Here is a 15906-nt window from a genome sequence, read left to right as displayed (position 1 = left end):
CGTCATTCTCGTGCGATTCAATCGGTTGTTTTAACCGACACAGACCTACTATAGTGAAGCATGACTATTTGACCAATTGATGTCGAAACTACACGATAGCGATACGATAACCAATAAAAAAGGGCGTTAATCGCCCCTATCTTGCACAGAAAACAATAATCCACTGTGCAAAAAGGCCCACTTGTCTGTGAGCCTCTTTTAAGAAACTTGGTAGCGGGAGCTGGATTTGAACCAACGACCTTCGGGTTATGAGCCCGACGAGCTACCAGACTGCTCCATCCCGCATCAACGTGCAAAAATTATATACAAATATCAAATAAAGTCAATGTAAACTTACTAGATATTTGCCTGATTAAGTTGCACCTTAATCAAATTGGTAGCGGGAGCTGGATTTGAACCAACGACCTTCGGGTTATGAGCCCGACGAGCTACCAGACTGCTCCATCCCGCAACAAAAACAAACTACTCGCATCAACTTTCTGGTTAAAAGCTGGTGCGGAAGGGGGGACTTGAACCCCCACGCCCGAAGGCACTACCACCTCAAGGTAGCGTGTCTACCAATTCCACCACCACCGCAGCTTGTGGGACGCATTCTAGTGCTTCCCACTACAAAAGGGAAGCCCTATTTCGAATTATTGAGTCGTTTTTGGTGCAGTTGGTGAAGTTTCAGGCAATGTAGCTGGTGTTGGCGCAGTAGTTTGTACAGTTTTCAAACTATAAGCCTCAGTGGTTTGCTTTTTCGCAAAAACAGCTAAGGTTAAACTAGTCACAAAAAACAAGGCTGTTAAAACAGCAGTGAGGCGAGTAAGGAAATTAGCTGAACCCGATGCGCCAAATACAGTTGCTGCTCCACCGCCACCGAAAGAGGCACCAGCATCAGCACCTTTACCGTGTTGCACTAGAATCAAGCCAATCATCAGTACCGCTAAAATAATATGTACGATCAGTACAAAAGAGTGCATACCCTATCCTCGTTATTTACTTTGTGCAAAGGCTTGTACGATTTGGTAAAAAGATGCTGCATTTAACGAAGCACCTCCAACCAACGCGCCATTAATATCTGGACATGCGGCCAACTCGACTGCATTTTCAGCTTTTACACTACCGCCATATAAAATCGCAATGTCTGGACCCGCTGAGGTAATCTGACTTAAACCTTCACGGATTTTAGCATGCATTGCCTGTGCATCTTGTGGTGAAGCAGTTTTACCTGTACCAATTGCCCAGATTGGCTCATAAGCAATTACAATTTGCTTTTGCCACTGCTCTGCGGTCACGATAGGAGCTATATCACAGATTTGTTGCAATACAACCTGCTCTGCCAAATCTTGTTCACGTTGTTCAAGACTTTCCCCCACACAATAAATGACAGTTAAGCCTGCATTTAAAGAGTTTTGGAGTTTTGCCTTCAAAATTTCAACGTTATCACCTAATAAATCACGGCGTTCAGAGTGACCCACCAATACAAAATTAATTTGGCTATCTTTTAATAATTCTGCACTGACTTCACCTGTATAGGCACCTGTACCTGCTACACGCGATACATCTTGTGCAACTGTATATACTGTTTTTGCAGCATCTTGCAATTGTGTTTGTACCATTGCAAGTGCAATAGAAACTGGAGCAACCCCGACATGGCAGCTTTCATCTGCAATTTCGTTTTGTTGCAATAGTTGTTTAAATTCTTCTATAAGTTGTTTGGCATTGGCACGCATTGGGTTCATTTTCCAGTTGCCAACCACCCAAGGCGTAATCGTCGAACCCGACATACGGCTCACCTTTCATCAAAAATGCAGCACATTCTACACGCATTTCTACAAATTTCAGATACTTTTCTTTAACAGGATTGCTCATATCTTTTCTACTATTTGAAAACAGTCGTAAAACTTTATTGAGCCAAAAGCCACACCTTTCAAAAATTAATGAATAAAAACTTCGACTGGTTCAAGCTTTGACAATCGGACCAAGACGAGAGCATCATTTTCTCAGGTAGTAATTTTAGATAACAAAAGTATAATTTTTTATATACCAATTATAAACATATGAGCACAGGTAGGCAGATGTCAGTCATACATACATCTCCAAAATTTTCGGGGTTTTTTCGACGATTAGTCGAAGAAAAACATGTGTCGGCAGCGACCATGCAAACAGCATTAGATGCAGCAAAAAGAGCTAAACAGGATACGGTTGCGTACCTGATTGAAGAGGTTCATCTCTCCCCTTCTTTATTAGCTGAAACAATTTCTATTGAATTTGCTGAACCATTTTTTGATCTGGATGTTTTCGATACCAGCCAGATTCCTAAAGATTTGGTCGACCAGAAACTGATTTTAAAACATCGGGTCTTGCCTCTCGTACAAAGAGGACAGATTTTATATGTTGCAACCAGTAACCCCAGCAATATTGATGCTATTGACGCTATTCGTTTCAATAGCAAGCTTATGGTTGAACCAGTTATTGTCGAGCACCATAAACTCGAGAAAATTCTGGCGCAGCAATTTACTGAAGAAAGCAGTTTTGAGTTTAGTGATGAAGAATTTGACCTTGATGTAGATCTTGACACCTCCACCGCTCCAGAAGAGGATGATGAAACTCCTCAGGGCGATGAAGCACCTATTGTTAAATATGTTAACAAGTTATTAATAGATGCCATTCGTATGGGGGCTTCAGACTTGCACTTTGAGCCCTATGAGAAATCGTATCGGGTCCGTTATCGGGTTGATGGCGTTTTGCGTCAAATTGCAAATCCGCCTTTGCAACTGGCTAATCGTCTGGCTTCACGCTTAAAAGTGATGTCTCAAATGGACATTTCCGAAAAGCGTGTTCCTCAAGATGGTCGTATCAAGCTCAAGCTATCGAAATCTAAAGCAATTGATTTTCGTGTGAACTCTCTTCCGACCTTATTTGGTGAAAAGCTGGTTCTACGTATTCTCGATCCATCGAGTGCCATGCTGGGAATTGATGCTCTGGGATATGAAGAAGAGCAAAAAGCGCTCTTTATGGAAGCATTAGATAAGCCACAAGGGATGCTTTTAATTACCGGCCCTACAGGTTCCGGTAAAACAGTATCTTTATATACAGGCCTCAATATTTTAAATACTGAAAGTTCCAATATTTCTACTGCCGAAGATCCAGTCGAGATTAACCTTGAAGGCATTAATCAGGTTAATGTGAACCCGAAAGTAGGCCTTACTTTTTCGGCTGCGCTTAAGTCATTCTTACGTCAGGATCCTGACATTATTATGGTCGGTGAGATTCGTGATTTAGAAACAGCTGAAATTGCGATTAAGGCTGCTCAGACCGGTCATATGGTAATGTCCACACTACATACCAACAGCGCACCTGAAACACTGACTCGTCTACGCAATATGGGAGTTCCATCTTTCAATATTGCGACATCGGTCAATCTGGTCATTGCTCAACGTTTGGCACGTCGGTTATGCCCACAATGTAAAGTACCTACTGACATTCCTAAACAAAGCCTATTGGAAATGGGTTTCACCGAACAAGATCTAACACACCACGATTTTCAAGTTTTTCAACCAGTCGGTTGTCCAGAATGTCGTGAGGGTTACAAAGGTCGAGTTGGTATTTATGAAGTAATGAAAGTCACACCTGAAATTTCCAAGATTATTATGGAAGATGGCAACGCTTTAGAAATCGCTGCTGCTTCTGAAAAATTGGGGTTTAGTAATCTACGTCGCTCAGGTTTAAAGAAAGTCATGCAAGGTGTTACTTCTTTACAAGAAGTCAACCGCGTGACCAGTGCATAAAAGACAATTTAAAATAAGGATAATGTCATGACTGTCAAAAAGGCACAATTGATGCCGACTTTTACTTATGAAGGGGTTGACCGTAAGGGCGTAAAAATCAAGGGAGAACTTCCGGCTAAAAATATGGCTTTAGCCAAAGTCACCCTGCGCAAACAAGGTATAACTGTTCGTAATATTCGGGAAAAGCGTAAAAATATTCTTGAGGGTTTATTCAAGAAAAAAGTATCAACACTTGATATCACAATTTTTACCCGACAACTTGCAACCATGATGAAAGCTGGTGTTCCCTTGGTACAAGGCTTTGAAATTGTGGCGGAAGGTTTAGAAAACCCAGCTATGCGCGAGGTGGTACTCGGTATTAAAGGTGAAGTTGAAGGTGGTAGTACTTTTGCATCTGCTTTAAGAAAGTATCCACAGCACTTCGACAAATTGTTTTGCTCTCTTGTAGAGTCCGGCGAGCAATCTGGTGCGCTTGAAACGATGCTGGATCGCGTGGCAATTTACAAAGAAAAAAGTGAATTGCTCAAGCAGAAAATCAAGAAGGCCATGAAATACCCGGCAACAGTTGTTGTGGTCGCGGTAATCGTCACCATTATTTTGATGGTTAAAGTAGTTCCTGTCTTCCAAGATCTGTTCTCTTCCTTCGGTGCAGATTTGCCTGCGTTTACCCAAATGGTCGTAAATATGTCGAAATGGATGCAGGAATACTGGTTCATTATGATTATTGTGATTGGTGCGATTATTGCCGCATTTCTGGAAGCTAAAAAGCGCAGTAAAAAATTCCGTGATGGTTTAGACAAACTCACTCTTAAGTTGCCTATTTTTGGTGATCTGGTTTATAAGGCGATTATTGCCCGCTACAGCCGTACTTTAGCGACCACTTTTGCAGCAGGTGTTCCACTCATTGATGCGCTTGAATCAACGGCTGGTGCAACCAATAATGTTATTTATGAACAAGCTGTAATGAAAATTCGTGAAGATGTTGCTACAGGTCAACAACTTCAATTTGCGATGCGTGTATCAAATCGCTTTCCATCTATGGCTATACAAATGGTCGCAATTGGTGAAGAATCTGGTGCACTAGACAGCATGCTCGATAAAGTTGCAACGTACTATGAAAATGAAGTTGATAATGCCGTTGATGGTTTAACTTCAATGATGGAACCTTTAATTATGGCAATTTTAGGAGTACTGGTAGGCGGTCTGGTAATTGCTATGTATCTTCCAATTTTCCAAATGGGCTCAGTCGTATAATGCAGGAAATTATTGCTTATTTTATTCAAAACTTAACTGCACTTTATATTGCAGTTGCATTATTGAGCCTGTGTATTGGTAGCTTTCTTAATGTCGTGATTTATCGCACCCCAAAAATGATGGAACAAGATTGGCAGCAAGAATGTCAAATGCTACTCGATCCTGAACAACCCATTATAGACCATGAAAAGCTGACATTAAGTAAGCCTGCTTCATCATGTCCAGAGTGCCATCAGCCCATTCGTTGGTATCAGAATATTCCTGTCATCAGTTGGTTAGCTTTAAAAGGTAAATGTGGACATTGTGGGCATGCGATTAGCATGCGCTACCCAGCCATCGAACTATTAACAATGGCATGTTCACTGGTTGTGGTCATGGTGTTTGGCCCAACCATACAAATGCTTTTGGGACTAGTCCTGACTTGGGTGCTGATTGCTTTAACATTTATTGATTTTGATACTCAGCTACTACCCGATCGTTTTACCTTGCCTTTAGCAGCACTTGGCTTAGGCATTAACACCTTTAGCATTTACACCACACCCACTTCAGCCATTTGGGGTTATCTCATTGGTTTTTTATGTCTATGGATTGTGTATTACCTGTTTAAAGTCATTACAGGCAAAGAAGGCATGGGTTATGGCGACTTTAAGTTGCTTGCCGCCTTAGGCGCATGGATGGGGCCATTGATGCTGCCATTAATTGTGCTATTGTCATCTTTACTAGGTGCAATTATTGGCATCATTTTACTAAAACTACGTAATGACAATCAGCCCTTTGCCTTTGGGCCGTATATTGCCATTGCAGGCTGGGTTGCCTTTTTATGGGGTGACCAGATTATGAAAATCTATTTGGGAGGTTAAGATGGCTTTTATTCTGGGAGTCACAGGTGGAATTGGCAGCGGAAAATCTGCTGCAACACAATGGTTTGAATCTCAAGGAATACAAGTCGTCGATGCCGATATTGTTGCTCGCGAAGTGGTTGAAAAAGGCCAACCTGCTCTTCAAAAAATTCAACAAACTTTTGGAGACTGGGTACTTCAAGCAGACGGAAGTTTAGACCGTCGTGCCCTACGCGAGTATATTTTTCAAAACCCCGAAGCCAGACAAACGCTTGAGCAAATTACGCATCCAGCCATCCGCCAATCTATTATTCAGCAATTACAAAATCCGCGTAGCGCCTACGTGATTTTGGTTTCTCCATTACTCTTTGAAACCAACCAGCATCAACTTGTTAATCACACCTTATTAGTTGATGCGAGTGAACAAACTCAAATTCAGCGTGCCAGCCAGCGCGATGGGCAAAACCAAGAACAAATCCAAAAAATTATTGCAGCACAAATGTCACGCGAGCGTAAACGCGAACTAGCCAATGACATTGTGTTTAATGATGGATTACTCGAACATTTACATCAACAATTAGAGCCGTTACATCAAAGTTATTTGAAACGCACAAATTAATTTGGTTTATTTTGCTGTTTAATTTTTTGTGCCAAGCTATCTGGTCGAAACCATCGCCAAGGTTGTAAGGCACCTACTCCCATTCCAACCAAGCCCACCACAATAGATGGACTGAGTGCCTCACCCAACAATGGCACAGCCAATATTGCAGCAATAAACGGCGCCAAAGTCACAATACTTCCTGTTTTAAAAGCACCAAGTCTCTGAATCGCAGCTACATAAGTCAGAGTTGCAATAATAACGACAAATACGCCATGAAAAATGCCCTGTATCGCTAAATGAACAGGACTGACTTCCATGAAGTGCTTAGGCAAAAATAAAACATAGATCGGCAAATAAATAATCGCAGACCAAATCGCAACACTTGCCATTGAGTGCCAAGCAGACAGTTTCCACTGTTTAAGTAACACAGTGAAAATACCCCACCAAATCGCACTAATAAAAAGGAGTAAATCACCTATTCCAAAAGCAGAGGCATTACCTTGCAACATCAAAGCGCTCATAAGGGCCAAAGCCGCGATCATGATTGCGAGACTAGCCCATGTATGTTTATCAAATGGCTGCCTAAATAAAATGTATGCTGCAAACGCAGTACAAATTGGGATACAGCCATTTAAGAAAATTGCAGCATGCGCAGCGGGAGCATAGAGAAAAGCGGTATAGACAGTGAGACAATAAATGACCCCGCCAATCAGGGCCAAAATAACCGCATGCTTACTCCATAAAAAAGCGAGATCTTTTTTATAGATTAGAATAGGCATTAAAATTAGGAAGGCTATAGCGAAGCGCAGTGCGGCAATATCCCAAGCACTGATGTGCCACTGTGCATTTAAACGGGCAAAAAGCGTAAACCCGCCCCAAATGCACATGGTCACCAATACAAAGAAATAACCTTGCTTACGGGGAGACATATCAAGATGACTTAAAAACTAGAAAGGCAGCTAAATTATACCTCAGAACGCTGGCGGCAAGCCTCATAAAGTGCCATACCCGTCGCTACACTGACATTTAGACTTTGTAGATTTCCTGACATAGGAATATAAACTTTATGATCACACTGTGCCTGTGTAATAGGGCGCAAACCAGTATCTTCGGCCCCCATCACAATTACAACTGGGCCAGAAAAATCGCATTTTTGAAGTGGTAATGCGCTTTCATCAAGCATAGTGCCAATCACGCGCACATGCGTTGTTTCTTTAAGATGAGCTAATGTACGAGCTAAATTTGTGACTTGAATAAACTTAACTTTTTCGGCTCCACCCGCTGCAACCTTACGAGCAGTTGGCGTTAAACTTGCCGCACGATCACGAGGCACAATAACTGCTTGCACACCCATCGCAGCAGCTGTACGGATACAAGCGCCTAAGTTATGTGGGTCTGTCACCTGATCCAATGCCAACAATAAGGCATCTGGAGTTTCACTTAAGATTTGATCAAGATCTTGCTCATTTAAGACAGGATGCGGACGCACTGCGGCAACCACGCCTTGATGAAATGGTAGACCTGCAAGTTTTTCAAGACTATCGCGGCTTGCTTTTTGTACACTGATTCCAAAAGGCTCTGCCAATTGTAGAATCTTTTGCAAACGCTGATCATCCCGTCCTTTTAAAGTAAACAGGGTTAGCACACGCTCCGGCTCAAGTTCTAGCAATGACTCCACTGAATGAACGCCATAATAATATTCCTGTTTTGCCATGCATGACCTCTAACAACGTTTGAGCAAAAAAATAAAAATCCTGCAAAGCCAACTTCGCAGGATTTCTTTGGGCATAGTGTACCCGATTTAAACAGGAATTTCTTAGCCTTCTAAATGGCACACGTAGTCAAGCACTTCATCAGTTTCGATTTTGAAAACACTATTCCCAGGCACGTAAAATGATTGGCCAGCACGAAATAGCTCACTTTCACTACCGTCCGCAATTTTTACACGACATTCACCTGAAATAATTTCCATACGCTCAGGAACATGTGTTTCAAAAGTTAAAGGTTGCTCAGTTGGCAAAATAACACCTAGTGTTTTTTTCGTTCCATCTTCAAATTGCACGGTATGGCTGATACATGCTCCACCAAAATAAACGTTTGATTTTTTGATGACCGTTACATGATCAAATTGGTTTGTACTCATGCACATTCTCCAGATAATGCCATATTTATATAAATTATGATGAATGTAGTTTAATTGTGCCTAAATAACTAATCAATCAGTTTTCATACGGATAGACTTGTAATTTCCACGGCCGCGCCTGATTTTTTTGGCAAAAGCATGTGGTAAGTTAATCTCAATATTTCGACTATTCGACATAATGTCATCGTATTTGCAAACTTCGACCTAATTTTCACCTAGAAGTACCCAACTCACTCTTTGTACTGTTGGATGGGCAACTTTCCTGGTCAACCATCATTTATTCCGACATAAAAATTTTCGCTACCATTTGCATTAGCACAGATTGTAAGCTGAAAAGACAGCATCTGAATCGCATCTCTGGCTATCGTGTATCAGCACACTTTGTTTCAAAGTAAGCTAAATACCATAACGCAAAAAATGCTGATCCATCACCCGTTTATCCAGATAACGTCCGGTGGCAACATAATCTCTGATATGTGCTTCAATATTATGAAAAATCCCTGTACATCCGCCCCACATTCCAGCCAGAATTAGCTCGGTATGAGAATAACTATCTCGCATTAAATGAAACCATTTATCACTCTTGAGCCATGCATCTACAGCCGCCTTTTCACGGTACGACACAATGGAGTCGGCATCACGAATTAGAAATATGCTTAACTGTTGGATCATCCTTATGGGCTGTTTCGGTAAGCTTAATGTTTTTTTTATTGTAAATATCCGCAATCTTGCTGTTCTATAATTTCAGTTAGAATAATAGATCACTTGTAGCAAATTCAAAACTTCTCTATCTTTAACCCATAATTTGGCGCGTTGGATGCGTTTATGCTCACACATTTAACTTTAATTAATTTTGCATTAGCTGATCATTTAGCTATTGATATAGAACAGGGATTTAATGTTCTAACAGGCGAAACAGGTGCCGGAAAATCATTATTACTGGATGCACTTTCTGCCTGTCTAGGGGAACGTACAGATACAAATTATGTCCGTTATGGTTCGGACAAAGCAGATATCACCGCCGTTTTTACCTATCAAAATAATAGCCCTGAAGCAAAATGGCTACACGAACACGAGCTAGATGATGATTCAGGGGAAATTCATTTACGTCGTGTTATTTTTGCAACTGGTCGTAGTAAAGCATGGGTCAATGGCCGCCCGAGCAGTTTATCTGAACTCAAAGAGTTAGGCCGTTTGCTCGTTCAACTCTATAGTCAGCACAGCCAGCAGCAACTTCTTGAACCGCCTTATCCAAAGCATTGGTTAGATCGTTATAACAACTTTTACGTTGAAGCGAATGATGTACGTGAAGCCTATAGTATGTGGCAACGCACGATTCGTTTGCACCAAGCAGCCTTAGATGCACAAGCAACACGTTTGCAACGTATTGGCACTTTAGAGCATCAAATCGAGGAACTCGAAGAGGTCATTCAAACCGACTATAAAGAAATTGAGCAAGAGTTTGATCGTCTTAGTCATCATGAACATATCATGCAAGACTGTAGCTATAGCTTAAATGTTTTAGATGAAGCTGAGCAAAACATTACTCAAGAAATATCTTCGATTATTCGCAGATTAGAGTCCCACGCGGGCCGTAGCGAACACCTTTCTGAAATTTATAATTCTTTATTGAATGCCCAAAGTGAAATAGATGATGCAACGGCAAACTTGCGTCAATTTATTGATCGTCAAAGTTTTGATCCTGAGCGAATGGAAGAACTCAATACTAAACTTGAGGTTTTTCATCGTCTGGCACGTAAATATCGAACTCAACCAGAAACACTTAAAGAAGAATATGAAGGTTGGCAACGTGAGCTTGAGCAATTGCATCAACTTGAAGACCCAGAAACACTGGCAGAGCAAGTTGAAAAATCGCATGAGGAGTTTTTAGAAAAAGCTCAGCATTTAGACAATATTCGTCGTGAAGCTGCCTCTCCGCTTGCTAAACAATTAACTGAACAAGTGAAACCTTTAGCGTTACCAGAGGCACACTTCGAGTTTAAGTTTGAACCATTAGAACAACCGGGTGCAGAAGGTTTAAGCTTTATTCAACTTTTATTTACTGCCAACAAGGGTATTCCTCCACAACCATTGGCACGAGTGGCCTCAGGTGGTGAGCTTTCTCGTATTGCACTCGTCATGCAAGTCATGAATGCTGAAAAAACCGAATCCGAAGTTTTGGTGTTTGATGAAATCGATGTCGGGATTAGTGGTGGCACCGCAGAAGTTGTAGGACGTTTACTTGCTGACTTAGCTCAACATGTCCAGCTCTTATGTATTACTCATCAAGCACAAGTTGCTGCACAGTCTGATCAGCATTTATTAGTGAAAAAACAACAAACTGACCCAGCCAGCAGTACAATTGTAGAACTTGATGAAAATCAAATCATTTTTGAGCTAGCTCGCATGTCAGGTGGTGTTGAAATTAATGAAACAACCTTGCAGCACGCAAAACAATTACGCCAACTTAAATTTCAGGCTTCTTCAAATTAATAAAGAAAATGAGAGAAAAAGATTGGCGAAATCCGATTAACTCTTGTATGTTGATAAAAAGAACCTATATAGATAAAAGGGTCGAGAGGCCCTCTAGTGACATTTTTTGAGGGAGAACCGCTTAGGTGACCAAACAATATCTGACTCACCGTTGTCTGATTGCCCCGCCAGAAATGGCAGATGACTTTTTCGCAAACACTGTAATTTATCTTGCCCGTCATGATGAAGAAGGTGCTCAAGGCATTATTATTAATCGTCCTTCTGGTATTCAAATTAAAGAATTACTTCATGACCTCGACATTGAAGCAGACAATGTAAATCCACATGCGGTTTTACAAGGTGGCCCTTTACGTCCTGAAGCTGGATTTGTTCTTCATACTGGTCAACCAACATGGCATTCATCTATTGCTGTAGGTGAAAATGTTTGTATTACCACCAGTAAAGATATTCTTGATGCGATTGCCCATAACGAAGGTGTAGGTCGATATCAGATCGCTCTAGGCTATGCGAGCTGGAGCAAAAATCAGTTAGAAGACGAAATTACGCGTGGTGACTGGCTCATTTGTGACGCCGATATGGATCTGATTTTTAACCTGCCTTATGACGATCGTTGGGATGCAGCTTATAAAAAAATTGGTGTAGATCGTGCGTGGCTTGCATCTGAAATCGGACACGCTTAATGACCGAAACACAATCAAAATCGATTATGGCTTTTGACTTTGGTACTCAAAAAATGGGAATGGCGATTGGCCAGTCTTCAATTGAAAGTGCCAATCCTCTCCCTCTATTTGTCATGAAAGATGGTATTCCAAACTGGGATCAGCTCTTAAAAATTGCGAAAGAATGGCAACCCGACTTATTCTTGGTTGGCCTGCCATTAAATATGGATGATAGTGAGTCCGAACTCTCTACACGTGCTCGCAAATTTGCGAGACGTTTACGCCATCAAACCAACATAGAAACGTTGATGGTAGATGAGCGTTTAACTACACGTGAAGCGCGAGAAGAACTAGGTTTTTACCAAGAACAAGGCCGAGCAAAAAAGCTCTCGGCAGATAGTTTTGCTGCTGCGCTACTCATTCAAAGTTGGTATCGAAATCCAGTTGGATTAACGCCATAAAACAAAAAAGCATGTAATTAAAACTACATGCTTTTTTAATTAAATCACTTCGATTTTATTTTTCAACGATATGCACAGTCGCAGTTCGTCCAGAGACAAAAGCAAGTTCATTCTTCGGTGTTTCATCTAACACAATCTTCACAGGCACACGCTGCGCTAAACGAACCCAACTAAAAGTTGGATTTACATTCGCAAGAAGTTTAGAGCTGCTTGAGCGCTCACGGTCTTCAATACCCGATGCAATACCTTGTACATGACCTTTAATTTTCTGGTTATCGCCCATTAATTGCACAGTAGCCTGATCACCGACATGAATACGATTTAACTTGGTCTCTTCAAAATAACCCACCACATAGAGCTGTTTACGATCAAGCAATGCTGCAACAGCCTGCCCCACTTGAACATAGTTACCTGGACGCATATCAAAGTTAGATAAAGTACCGTCAGCTGGGGCAATTACCGCGGCACGATGCATATTAAGCTCAGCCAAATGTACATTACTTGTTGCAACCTCAATGAGAGCCTGTTGTTGCTTAACAGTTGCTTCAGCCTGCTGAATTGCTGCTTGGAGTTGCTCATGCTCTGCAAGGGATTGATCACGTGTGGCAAACACTTGGTCTTGTTCTTGTTTAGAGATAGCACCATCCATTAAGTTCGAATAACGACCCGCATTTTTCTCGGCCAATTTGATATTACTGGCTGATTTAATCAAGTTTGCTTTTGCTTGTGCCAAACCAGCCTGCGCTTGAGCAAAGGCTGCATTTGCTTTTGCTAAATCCGATTTTGCCTGTTCGACATCTAAAGCACGGCGAGAAACATCAATTTTAAAGAGCACCTGACCTTTTTTTACAGTCTGGTTATCTTGAACCAATACTTCTGTGACAAGGCCCGCTACATCCGAAGATACTTGAATAACGTCACCACGCACTCGACCATCGCGTGTCCACGGCGCTGCATTATAGTAGTTCCACAAATGCACAATGGTATAGACCGCCACCATTAATGCGACAATCAAAATTACTGGACGGATGACCTTTTTCAAATCCACCTGATTCATTTCACTCACCTAACTCAATCTTTAATTTCGCAATCATCTCTATGCACCCACCCCAACAAAAATTTGATGTATGACCAAAAGCAATAAAAGGTAAAAGCACAAATTGAAAATACTAGGTAATGCAATCCAACCTTGTGCAATCCACTTGTTGGTCAAAGGACTTAACCCACGAAAACATATATATGCCAAGAGGGCTTGAACGAGCAAAGAAGGCACGTAAATACCATAAACATTAAACTCACCCATTTGCTGTGGCTCCTCTCAAGGTACTGTTCTCATTCATTTGATCTGATGAAACATGACACATGCTATAAGCAATATTGTTAAGTGAAATGAGTAATCTTTGTCGCATCGTCATATCTTCAATATTTGAAGCAAGCTGTTTTAATTCAAATAAAGCGCGATGGATTTGCTCAACCAAAACCACCGTATTATCTACATCATTTTCTTTGGCTCTGAAGAGTTCATCTAGATTTTGTTGCAGATTTCCAATGTGATGAGCCAGCTCTGAATTTTGAAGAGACAGATTTGCCAGTTCTTGTAATCTACTTAAATCAACAATACTGCTCGACTCAATCAATGCTTGATGAATTGAAGTTTTAATCTCATTAGATTGGACTACTTTACTGTTAAGAATTCCAATTCGGTCTAGCATGCTGCGTAGATGAACTTTAAAATCAAGGCCATAAGGCAAATAGATTGCCTGTCTCATTGCACGATAATGCAACGCTAAAATACGGCTAGCACTGGTGTCTGGAGACATTGCACGAACAACATCAATCACAACCAAAGACACTAAGACACCTAAGATCATGGCAAAAGAACCATCAAGATAAGACACCGCATCCATGCTATAAGCATTATGTAGATTTAGCCCCATCATGGTATTAATGCCTAACACCATGCCTACTGGCATAAGCATCTGGTTGGCCATCATAGACACTGCAAACAGGAACATCGGTAATAAAACCAGTCCAAGTTCCCAGAATGTGGTGACATGAGGGAAAATACCAAATGCATAAACAAAGACTAAAACTGCTGAAGCAATACTACCCCAGATAAAAATACGCAAAACCGGAACAGGGTTATCTAAGGCCGTTAAAATACAGGCTGTTACTGCGCCCATTTGCGCCATCATAAATCCAGCTTTCCAGCCCGAAATAATCCATACCCCAGTCACAATAAATGTAATGAGCACTGCACTAATACCACCTCGGATAGCCACACCATGGTCACGATGTAAACTTGGATATTTGGTGGTCATTGGCGTAATGTTGTCAGGAATTTCTTTATTGCCTTGCTGAATTCGTTGCCACAAGACTTTAACCGCTAAAACATTACTAATGAAATGACGTACATCCATTTTCATGGCTGCGACTAAAACTTGCTGATGTGTAGAAGCCGATTCCATCAAACTGAAGAAATCACTTTCAAACTCATCTGGTAACTGCAAAATATTTTCATCAATAATCAGATCTTTTTGCTCCAGAAAATGTACAACATGCGTTGAAAGCTGTTGCAGTTTTTCTGAATGCGTTTCGATAAACCGAAGTTCTTGAAGCTGCTTAATACGCTCAGATAAAGCAACCAGATTAGCAACCACCATTGAGATTTGATGAAGCATTTCCTGCAAGGGTTTGGTCATGCCGTGCAACTCCCCCTTCTCATAACTCAAATGTACTGCCAAAGCATGAATATCTGTGGTGTCGCGAGTAATAGTGGCTAAAAGTTGAGTATTGTTCTGCTGAGGGTCAGCCTTTAATAAATTAGCAAATAGATTTTCTGTATCTTTAAGCGTTTTGATGACGCGCTGTTTAATCGCAGAACCAATGTGCATTGGAAGAATAGTGGCAGAAACCACAGCACTTGAAATCACCCCAATCGAAATCTCGATGACCCGAGCTAAAGCAATATCAAAAATATTGTATTGATCAATATACGTAATCGAATTGAAGACAATCATGGCTGTCGAGTAACCCGCCAGCATAAAAGCATAACTGCGTGGAGTCCGGTCCAGTAAAGACACATAAAGTGCAAAACCCACCCACAAAGACAACACTACGGTAAACAACCAAGGTGTATTAATGAGATGTGGTGTTAGCGTTAAGGCAACCACTGCCCCACCCATCGTCCCTATAACACGGTAGACACACTTAGAAGACACCATTCCTGAATAAGGGTTGGCAATAATCAGGACTGTACCAATCGACCACATCGGGTTAATCAGATCTAATTCAAATGAAACAAATAATGCCAACATTCCGGCAATAAATGTTTTTAAGGCAAAGATCAGATCAAGCCTACTCGGGCGAAACGCCAGTATTTGCTTTAATAACATGAACTCATCTCAAATACAGATTTGAACTGATGAGCATGCTCTTCAAGGTTAAATTGCCTTTTCTAAAGACAACAAAACTTTGCCATTTGCCTAAAAGCAAATGAGATGAGGAGCATCCTTCAATACAATGGTTTTTCCACATCCTGCCTGATTGGCCCAGATGATTTCAGTTAGGACGTTATTTAAACAGCCAAACTTTGGAAAGAAGAGGTATCAAGAAATTTGCCTAGAACCGACCAATTTCTCGATTAGATATTTTGTTTGGCAATTTTTTCAAAATAAAGCGAT

The 15906-nt window shown here is 41.2% G+C and carries 15 protein-coding genes, 3 tRNA genes and 2 pseudogenes; 7 read left to right on the top strand and 13 right to left on the bottom strand.

From position 1 onward, the window contains the following. Positions 1 to 208: 208 nt before the first annotated feature. From WA249_RS00240 to tpiA, 5 genes are all read right to left on the bottom strand, one after another. A tRNA-Met gene (locus WA249_RS00240) sits at positions 209 to 285 on the bottom strand. An 89-nt stretch (positions 286 to 374) separates the two neighbouring features. Continuing rightward, positions 375 to 451: transfer RNA gene (locus WA249_RS00235), tRNA-Met, on the bottom strand. A gap of 40 nt (positions 452 to 491) precedes the next feature. Beyond that, positions 492 to 576 (bottom strand) — tRNA-Leu (locus WA249_RS00230). Positions 577 to 632: 56 nt separating this feature from the next. Further along, positions 633 to 962, bottom strand: a complete 330-nt coding sequence (secG, locus tag WA249_RS00225) for a preprotein translocase subunit SecG (RefSeq protein WP_336165847.1) — start codon at positions 960 to 962, stop codon at positions 633 to 635. A 12-nt stretch (positions 963 to 974) separates the two neighbouring features. Next, positions 975 to 1769 (bottom strand): triose-phosphate isomerase, encoded by a 795-nt coding sequence (tpiA, locus tag WA249_RS00220; RefSeq protein WP_252610624.1) that lies wholly within the window; start codon positions 1767 to 1769, stop codon positions 975 to 977. Between the two features lie 291 nt (positions 1770 to 2060). On the opposite strand from tpiA, the gene pilB reads away from it, so the two are divergent. The 4 genes from pilB to coaE are packed head-to-tail and all read left to right on the top strand — an operon-like array spanning position 2061 to position 6485. After that, positions 2061 to 3773: a type IV-A pilus assembly ATPase PilB gene (pilB, locus tag WA249_RS00215; RefSeq protein ID WP_336165845.1), complete on the top strand. Its 1713-nt coding sequence runs from the start codon at positions 2061 to 2063 to the stop codon at positions 3771 to 3773. A gap of 27 nt (positions 3774 to 3800) precedes the next feature. Then, positions 3801 to 5027 (top strand): type II secretion system F family protein, encoded by a 1227-nt coding sequence (locus WA249_RS00210; RefSeq protein ID WP_336165844.1) that lies wholly within the window; start codon positions 3801 to 3803, stop codon positions 5025 to 5027. After that, positions 5027 to 5887, top strand: a complete 861-nt coding sequence (locus WA249_RS00205) for a prepilin peptidase (protein WP_336165843.1) — start codon at positions 5027 to 5029, stop codon at positions 5885 to 5887. The genes WA249_RS00210 and WA249_RS00205 overlap by 1 nt, the downstream gene beginning before the upstream one ends. 1 nt (position 5888) lies before the next feature. Beyond that, positions 5889 to 6485 carry a dephospho-CoA kinase gene (coaE, locus tag WA249_RS00200; protein ID WP_336165842.1) on the top strand — a complete coding sequence of 199 codons (597 nt, stop codon included), beginning with the start codon at positions 5889 to 5891 and terminating at the stop codon, positions 6483 to 6485. Here the strand turns inward: coaE and WA249_RS00195 are convergent. The 4 genes and pseudogenes from WA249_RS00195 to WA249_RS00180 form a co-directional block, all read right to left on the bottom strand. After that, on the bottom strand, positions 6482 to 7396 hold the full coding sequence (locus tag WA249_RS00195; protein ID WP_336165840.1) for a DMT family transporter: 915 nt from the start codon (positions 7394 to 7396) through the stop codon (positions 6482 to 6484). The genes coaE and WA249_RS00195 overlap by 4 nt on opposite strands. Before the next feature lie 35 nt (positions 7397 to 7431). Next, a complete protein-coding gene (gene rlmB / locus WA249_RS00190; protein WP_005037200.1) occupies positions 7432 to 8181 on the bottom strand; it encodes a 23S rRNA (guanosine(2251)-2'-O)-methyltransferase RlmB in 750 nt (249 codons plus the stop codon). 102 nt (positions 8182 to 8283) lie between these two features. Then, positions 8284 to 8610, bottom strand: coding sequence for a pyrimidine/purine nucleoside phosphorylase (gene ppnP / locus WA249_RS00185; protein WP_336165838.1), 327 nt, complete (start codon positions 8608 to 8610; stop codon positions 8284 to 8286). 76 nt (positions 8611 to 8686) lie between these two features. Further along, a pseudogene (locus WA249_RS00180) lies at positions 8687 to 9283 on the bottom strand (tetratricopeptide repeat protein); the annotation flags it as partial. A 152-nt stretch (positions 9284 to 9435) separates the two neighbouring features. Between WA249_RS00180 and recN the strand changes: the two are divergent. The 3 genes from recN (at position 9436) to ruvX (ending at position 12223) form a co-directional block, all read left to right on the top strand. After that, on the top strand, positions 9436 to 11103 hold the full coding sequence (recN, locus tag WA249_RS00175; protein WP_336165836.1) for a DNA repair protein RecN: 1668 nt from the start codon (positions 9436 to 9438) through the stop codon (positions 11101 to 11103). Positions 11104 to 11228: 125 nt separating this feature from the next. Continuing rightward, positions 11229 to 11783 (top strand): YqgE/AlgH family protein, encoded by a 555-nt coding sequence (locus tag WA249_RS00170; RefSeq protein WP_016139447.1) that lies wholly within the window; start codon positions 11229 to 11231, stop codon positions 11781 to 11783. After that, entirely contained in the window at positions 11783 to 12223 is a 441-nt protein-coding gene (gene ruvX / locus WA249_RS00165) for a Holliday junction resolvase RuvX (RefSeq protein WP_336165833.1), read from the top strand. The genes WA249_RS00170 and ruvX overlap by 1 nt, the downstream gene beginning before the upstream one ends. 55 nt (positions 12224 to 12278) lie before the next feature. Here ruvX and WA249_RS00160 read toward each other — a convergent pair whose 3' ends face one another. The 4 genes and pseudogenes from WA249_RS00160 to WA249_RS00145 all read right to left on the bottom strand — a co-directional run bounded on the left by WA249_RS00160 (position 12279) and on the right by WA249_RS00145 (position 15741). Further along, the gene (locus WA249_RS00160; protein ID WP_016139448.1) at positions 12279 to 13280 is read right to left on the bottom strand and encodes an HlyD family secretion protein; all 1002 of its coding nucleotides are present in this window, start codon (positions 13278 to 13280) and stop codon (positions 12279 to 12281) included. Between the two features lie 39 nt (positions 13281 to 13319). After that, a complete protein-coding gene (locus WA249_RS00155) occupies positions 13320 to 13526 on the bottom strand; it encodes a DUF1656 domain-containing protein (RefSeq protein ID WP_004795042.1) in 207 nt (68 codons plus the stop codon). Continuing rightward, complete coding sequence (locus WA249_RS00150; RefSeq protein WP_336165831.1) at positions 13519 to 15618, bottom strand: FUSC family protein; 2100 nt, start codon at positions 15616 to 15618, stop codon at positions 13519 to 13521. Before WA249_RS00150 ends, WA249_RS00155 begins: the two co-directional genes overlap by 8 nt. Then, positions 15609 to 15741: pseudogene (locus tag WA249_RS00145) on the bottom strand (hypothetical protein). The gene WA249_RS00150 and the pseudogene WA249_RS00145 overlap by 10 nt, the downstream one beginning before the upstream one ends. Between the last annotated feature and the right edge of the window lie 165 nt (positions 15742 to 15906).

Source organism: Acinetobacter sp. 161(2023) (assembly GCF_037027805.1).
GTDB lineage: Bacteria > Pseudomonadota > Gammaproteobacteria > Pseudomonadales > Moraxellaceae > Acinetobacter.
This window is presented reverse-complemented; position numbering and strand designations above follow the sequence as displayed.

Coding starts and splice junctions, on each gene's coding strand:
- WA249_RS00210 (WP_336165844.1), top strand. CDS start 3,801: ATGACTGTCAAAAAGGCACAATTGATGCCGACTTTTACTTATGAAGGG.
- ruvX (WP_336165833.1), top strand. CDS start 11,783: ATGACCGAAACACAATCAAAATCGATTATGGCTTTTGACTTTGGTACT.
- WA249_RS00150 (WP_336165831.1), bottom strand. CDS start 15,618: ATGTTATTAAAGCAAATACTGGCGTTTCGCCCGAGTAGGCTTGATCTG.
- rlmB (WP_005037200.1), bottom strand. CDS start 8,181: ATGGCAAAACAGGAATATTATTATGGCGTTCATTCAGTGGAGTCATTG.
- recN (WP_336165836.1), top strand. CDS start 9,436: ATGCTCACACATTTAACTTTAATTAATTTTGCATTAGCTGATCATTTA.
- secG (WP_336165847.1), bottom strand. CDS start 962: ATGCACTCTTTTGTACTGATCGTACATATTATTTTAGCGGTACTGATG.
- tpiA (WP_252610624.1), bottom strand. CDS start 1,769: ATGTCGGGTTCGACGATTACGCCTTGGGTGGTTGGCAACTGGAAAATG.
- WA249_RS00205 (WP_336165843.1), top strand. CDS start 5,027: ATGCAGGAAATTATTGCTTATTTTATTCAAAACTTAACTGCACTTTAT.
- WA249_RS00160 (WP_016139448.1), bottom strand. CDS start 13,280: ATGAATCAGGTGGATTTGAAAAAGGTCATCCGTCCAGTAATTTTGATT.
- ppnP (WP_336165838.1), bottom strand. CDS start 8,610: ATGAGTACAAACCAATTTGATCATGTAACGGTCATCAAAAAATCAAAC.
- WA249_RS00195 (WP_336165840.1), bottom strand. CDS start 7,396: ATGTCTCCCCGTAAGCAAGGTTATTTCTTTGTATTGGTGACCATGTGC.
- coaE (WP_336165842.1), top strand. CDS start 5,889: ATGGCTTTTATTCTGGGAGTCACAGGTGGAATTGGCAGCGGAAAATCT.
- WA249_RS00155 (WP_004795042.1), bottom strand. CDS start 13,526: ATGGGTGAGTTTAATGTTTATGGTATTTACGTGCCTTCTTTGCTCGTT.
- pilB (WP_336165845.1), top strand. CDS start 2,061: ATGTCAGTCATACATACATCTCCAAAATTTTCGGGGTTTTTTCGACGA.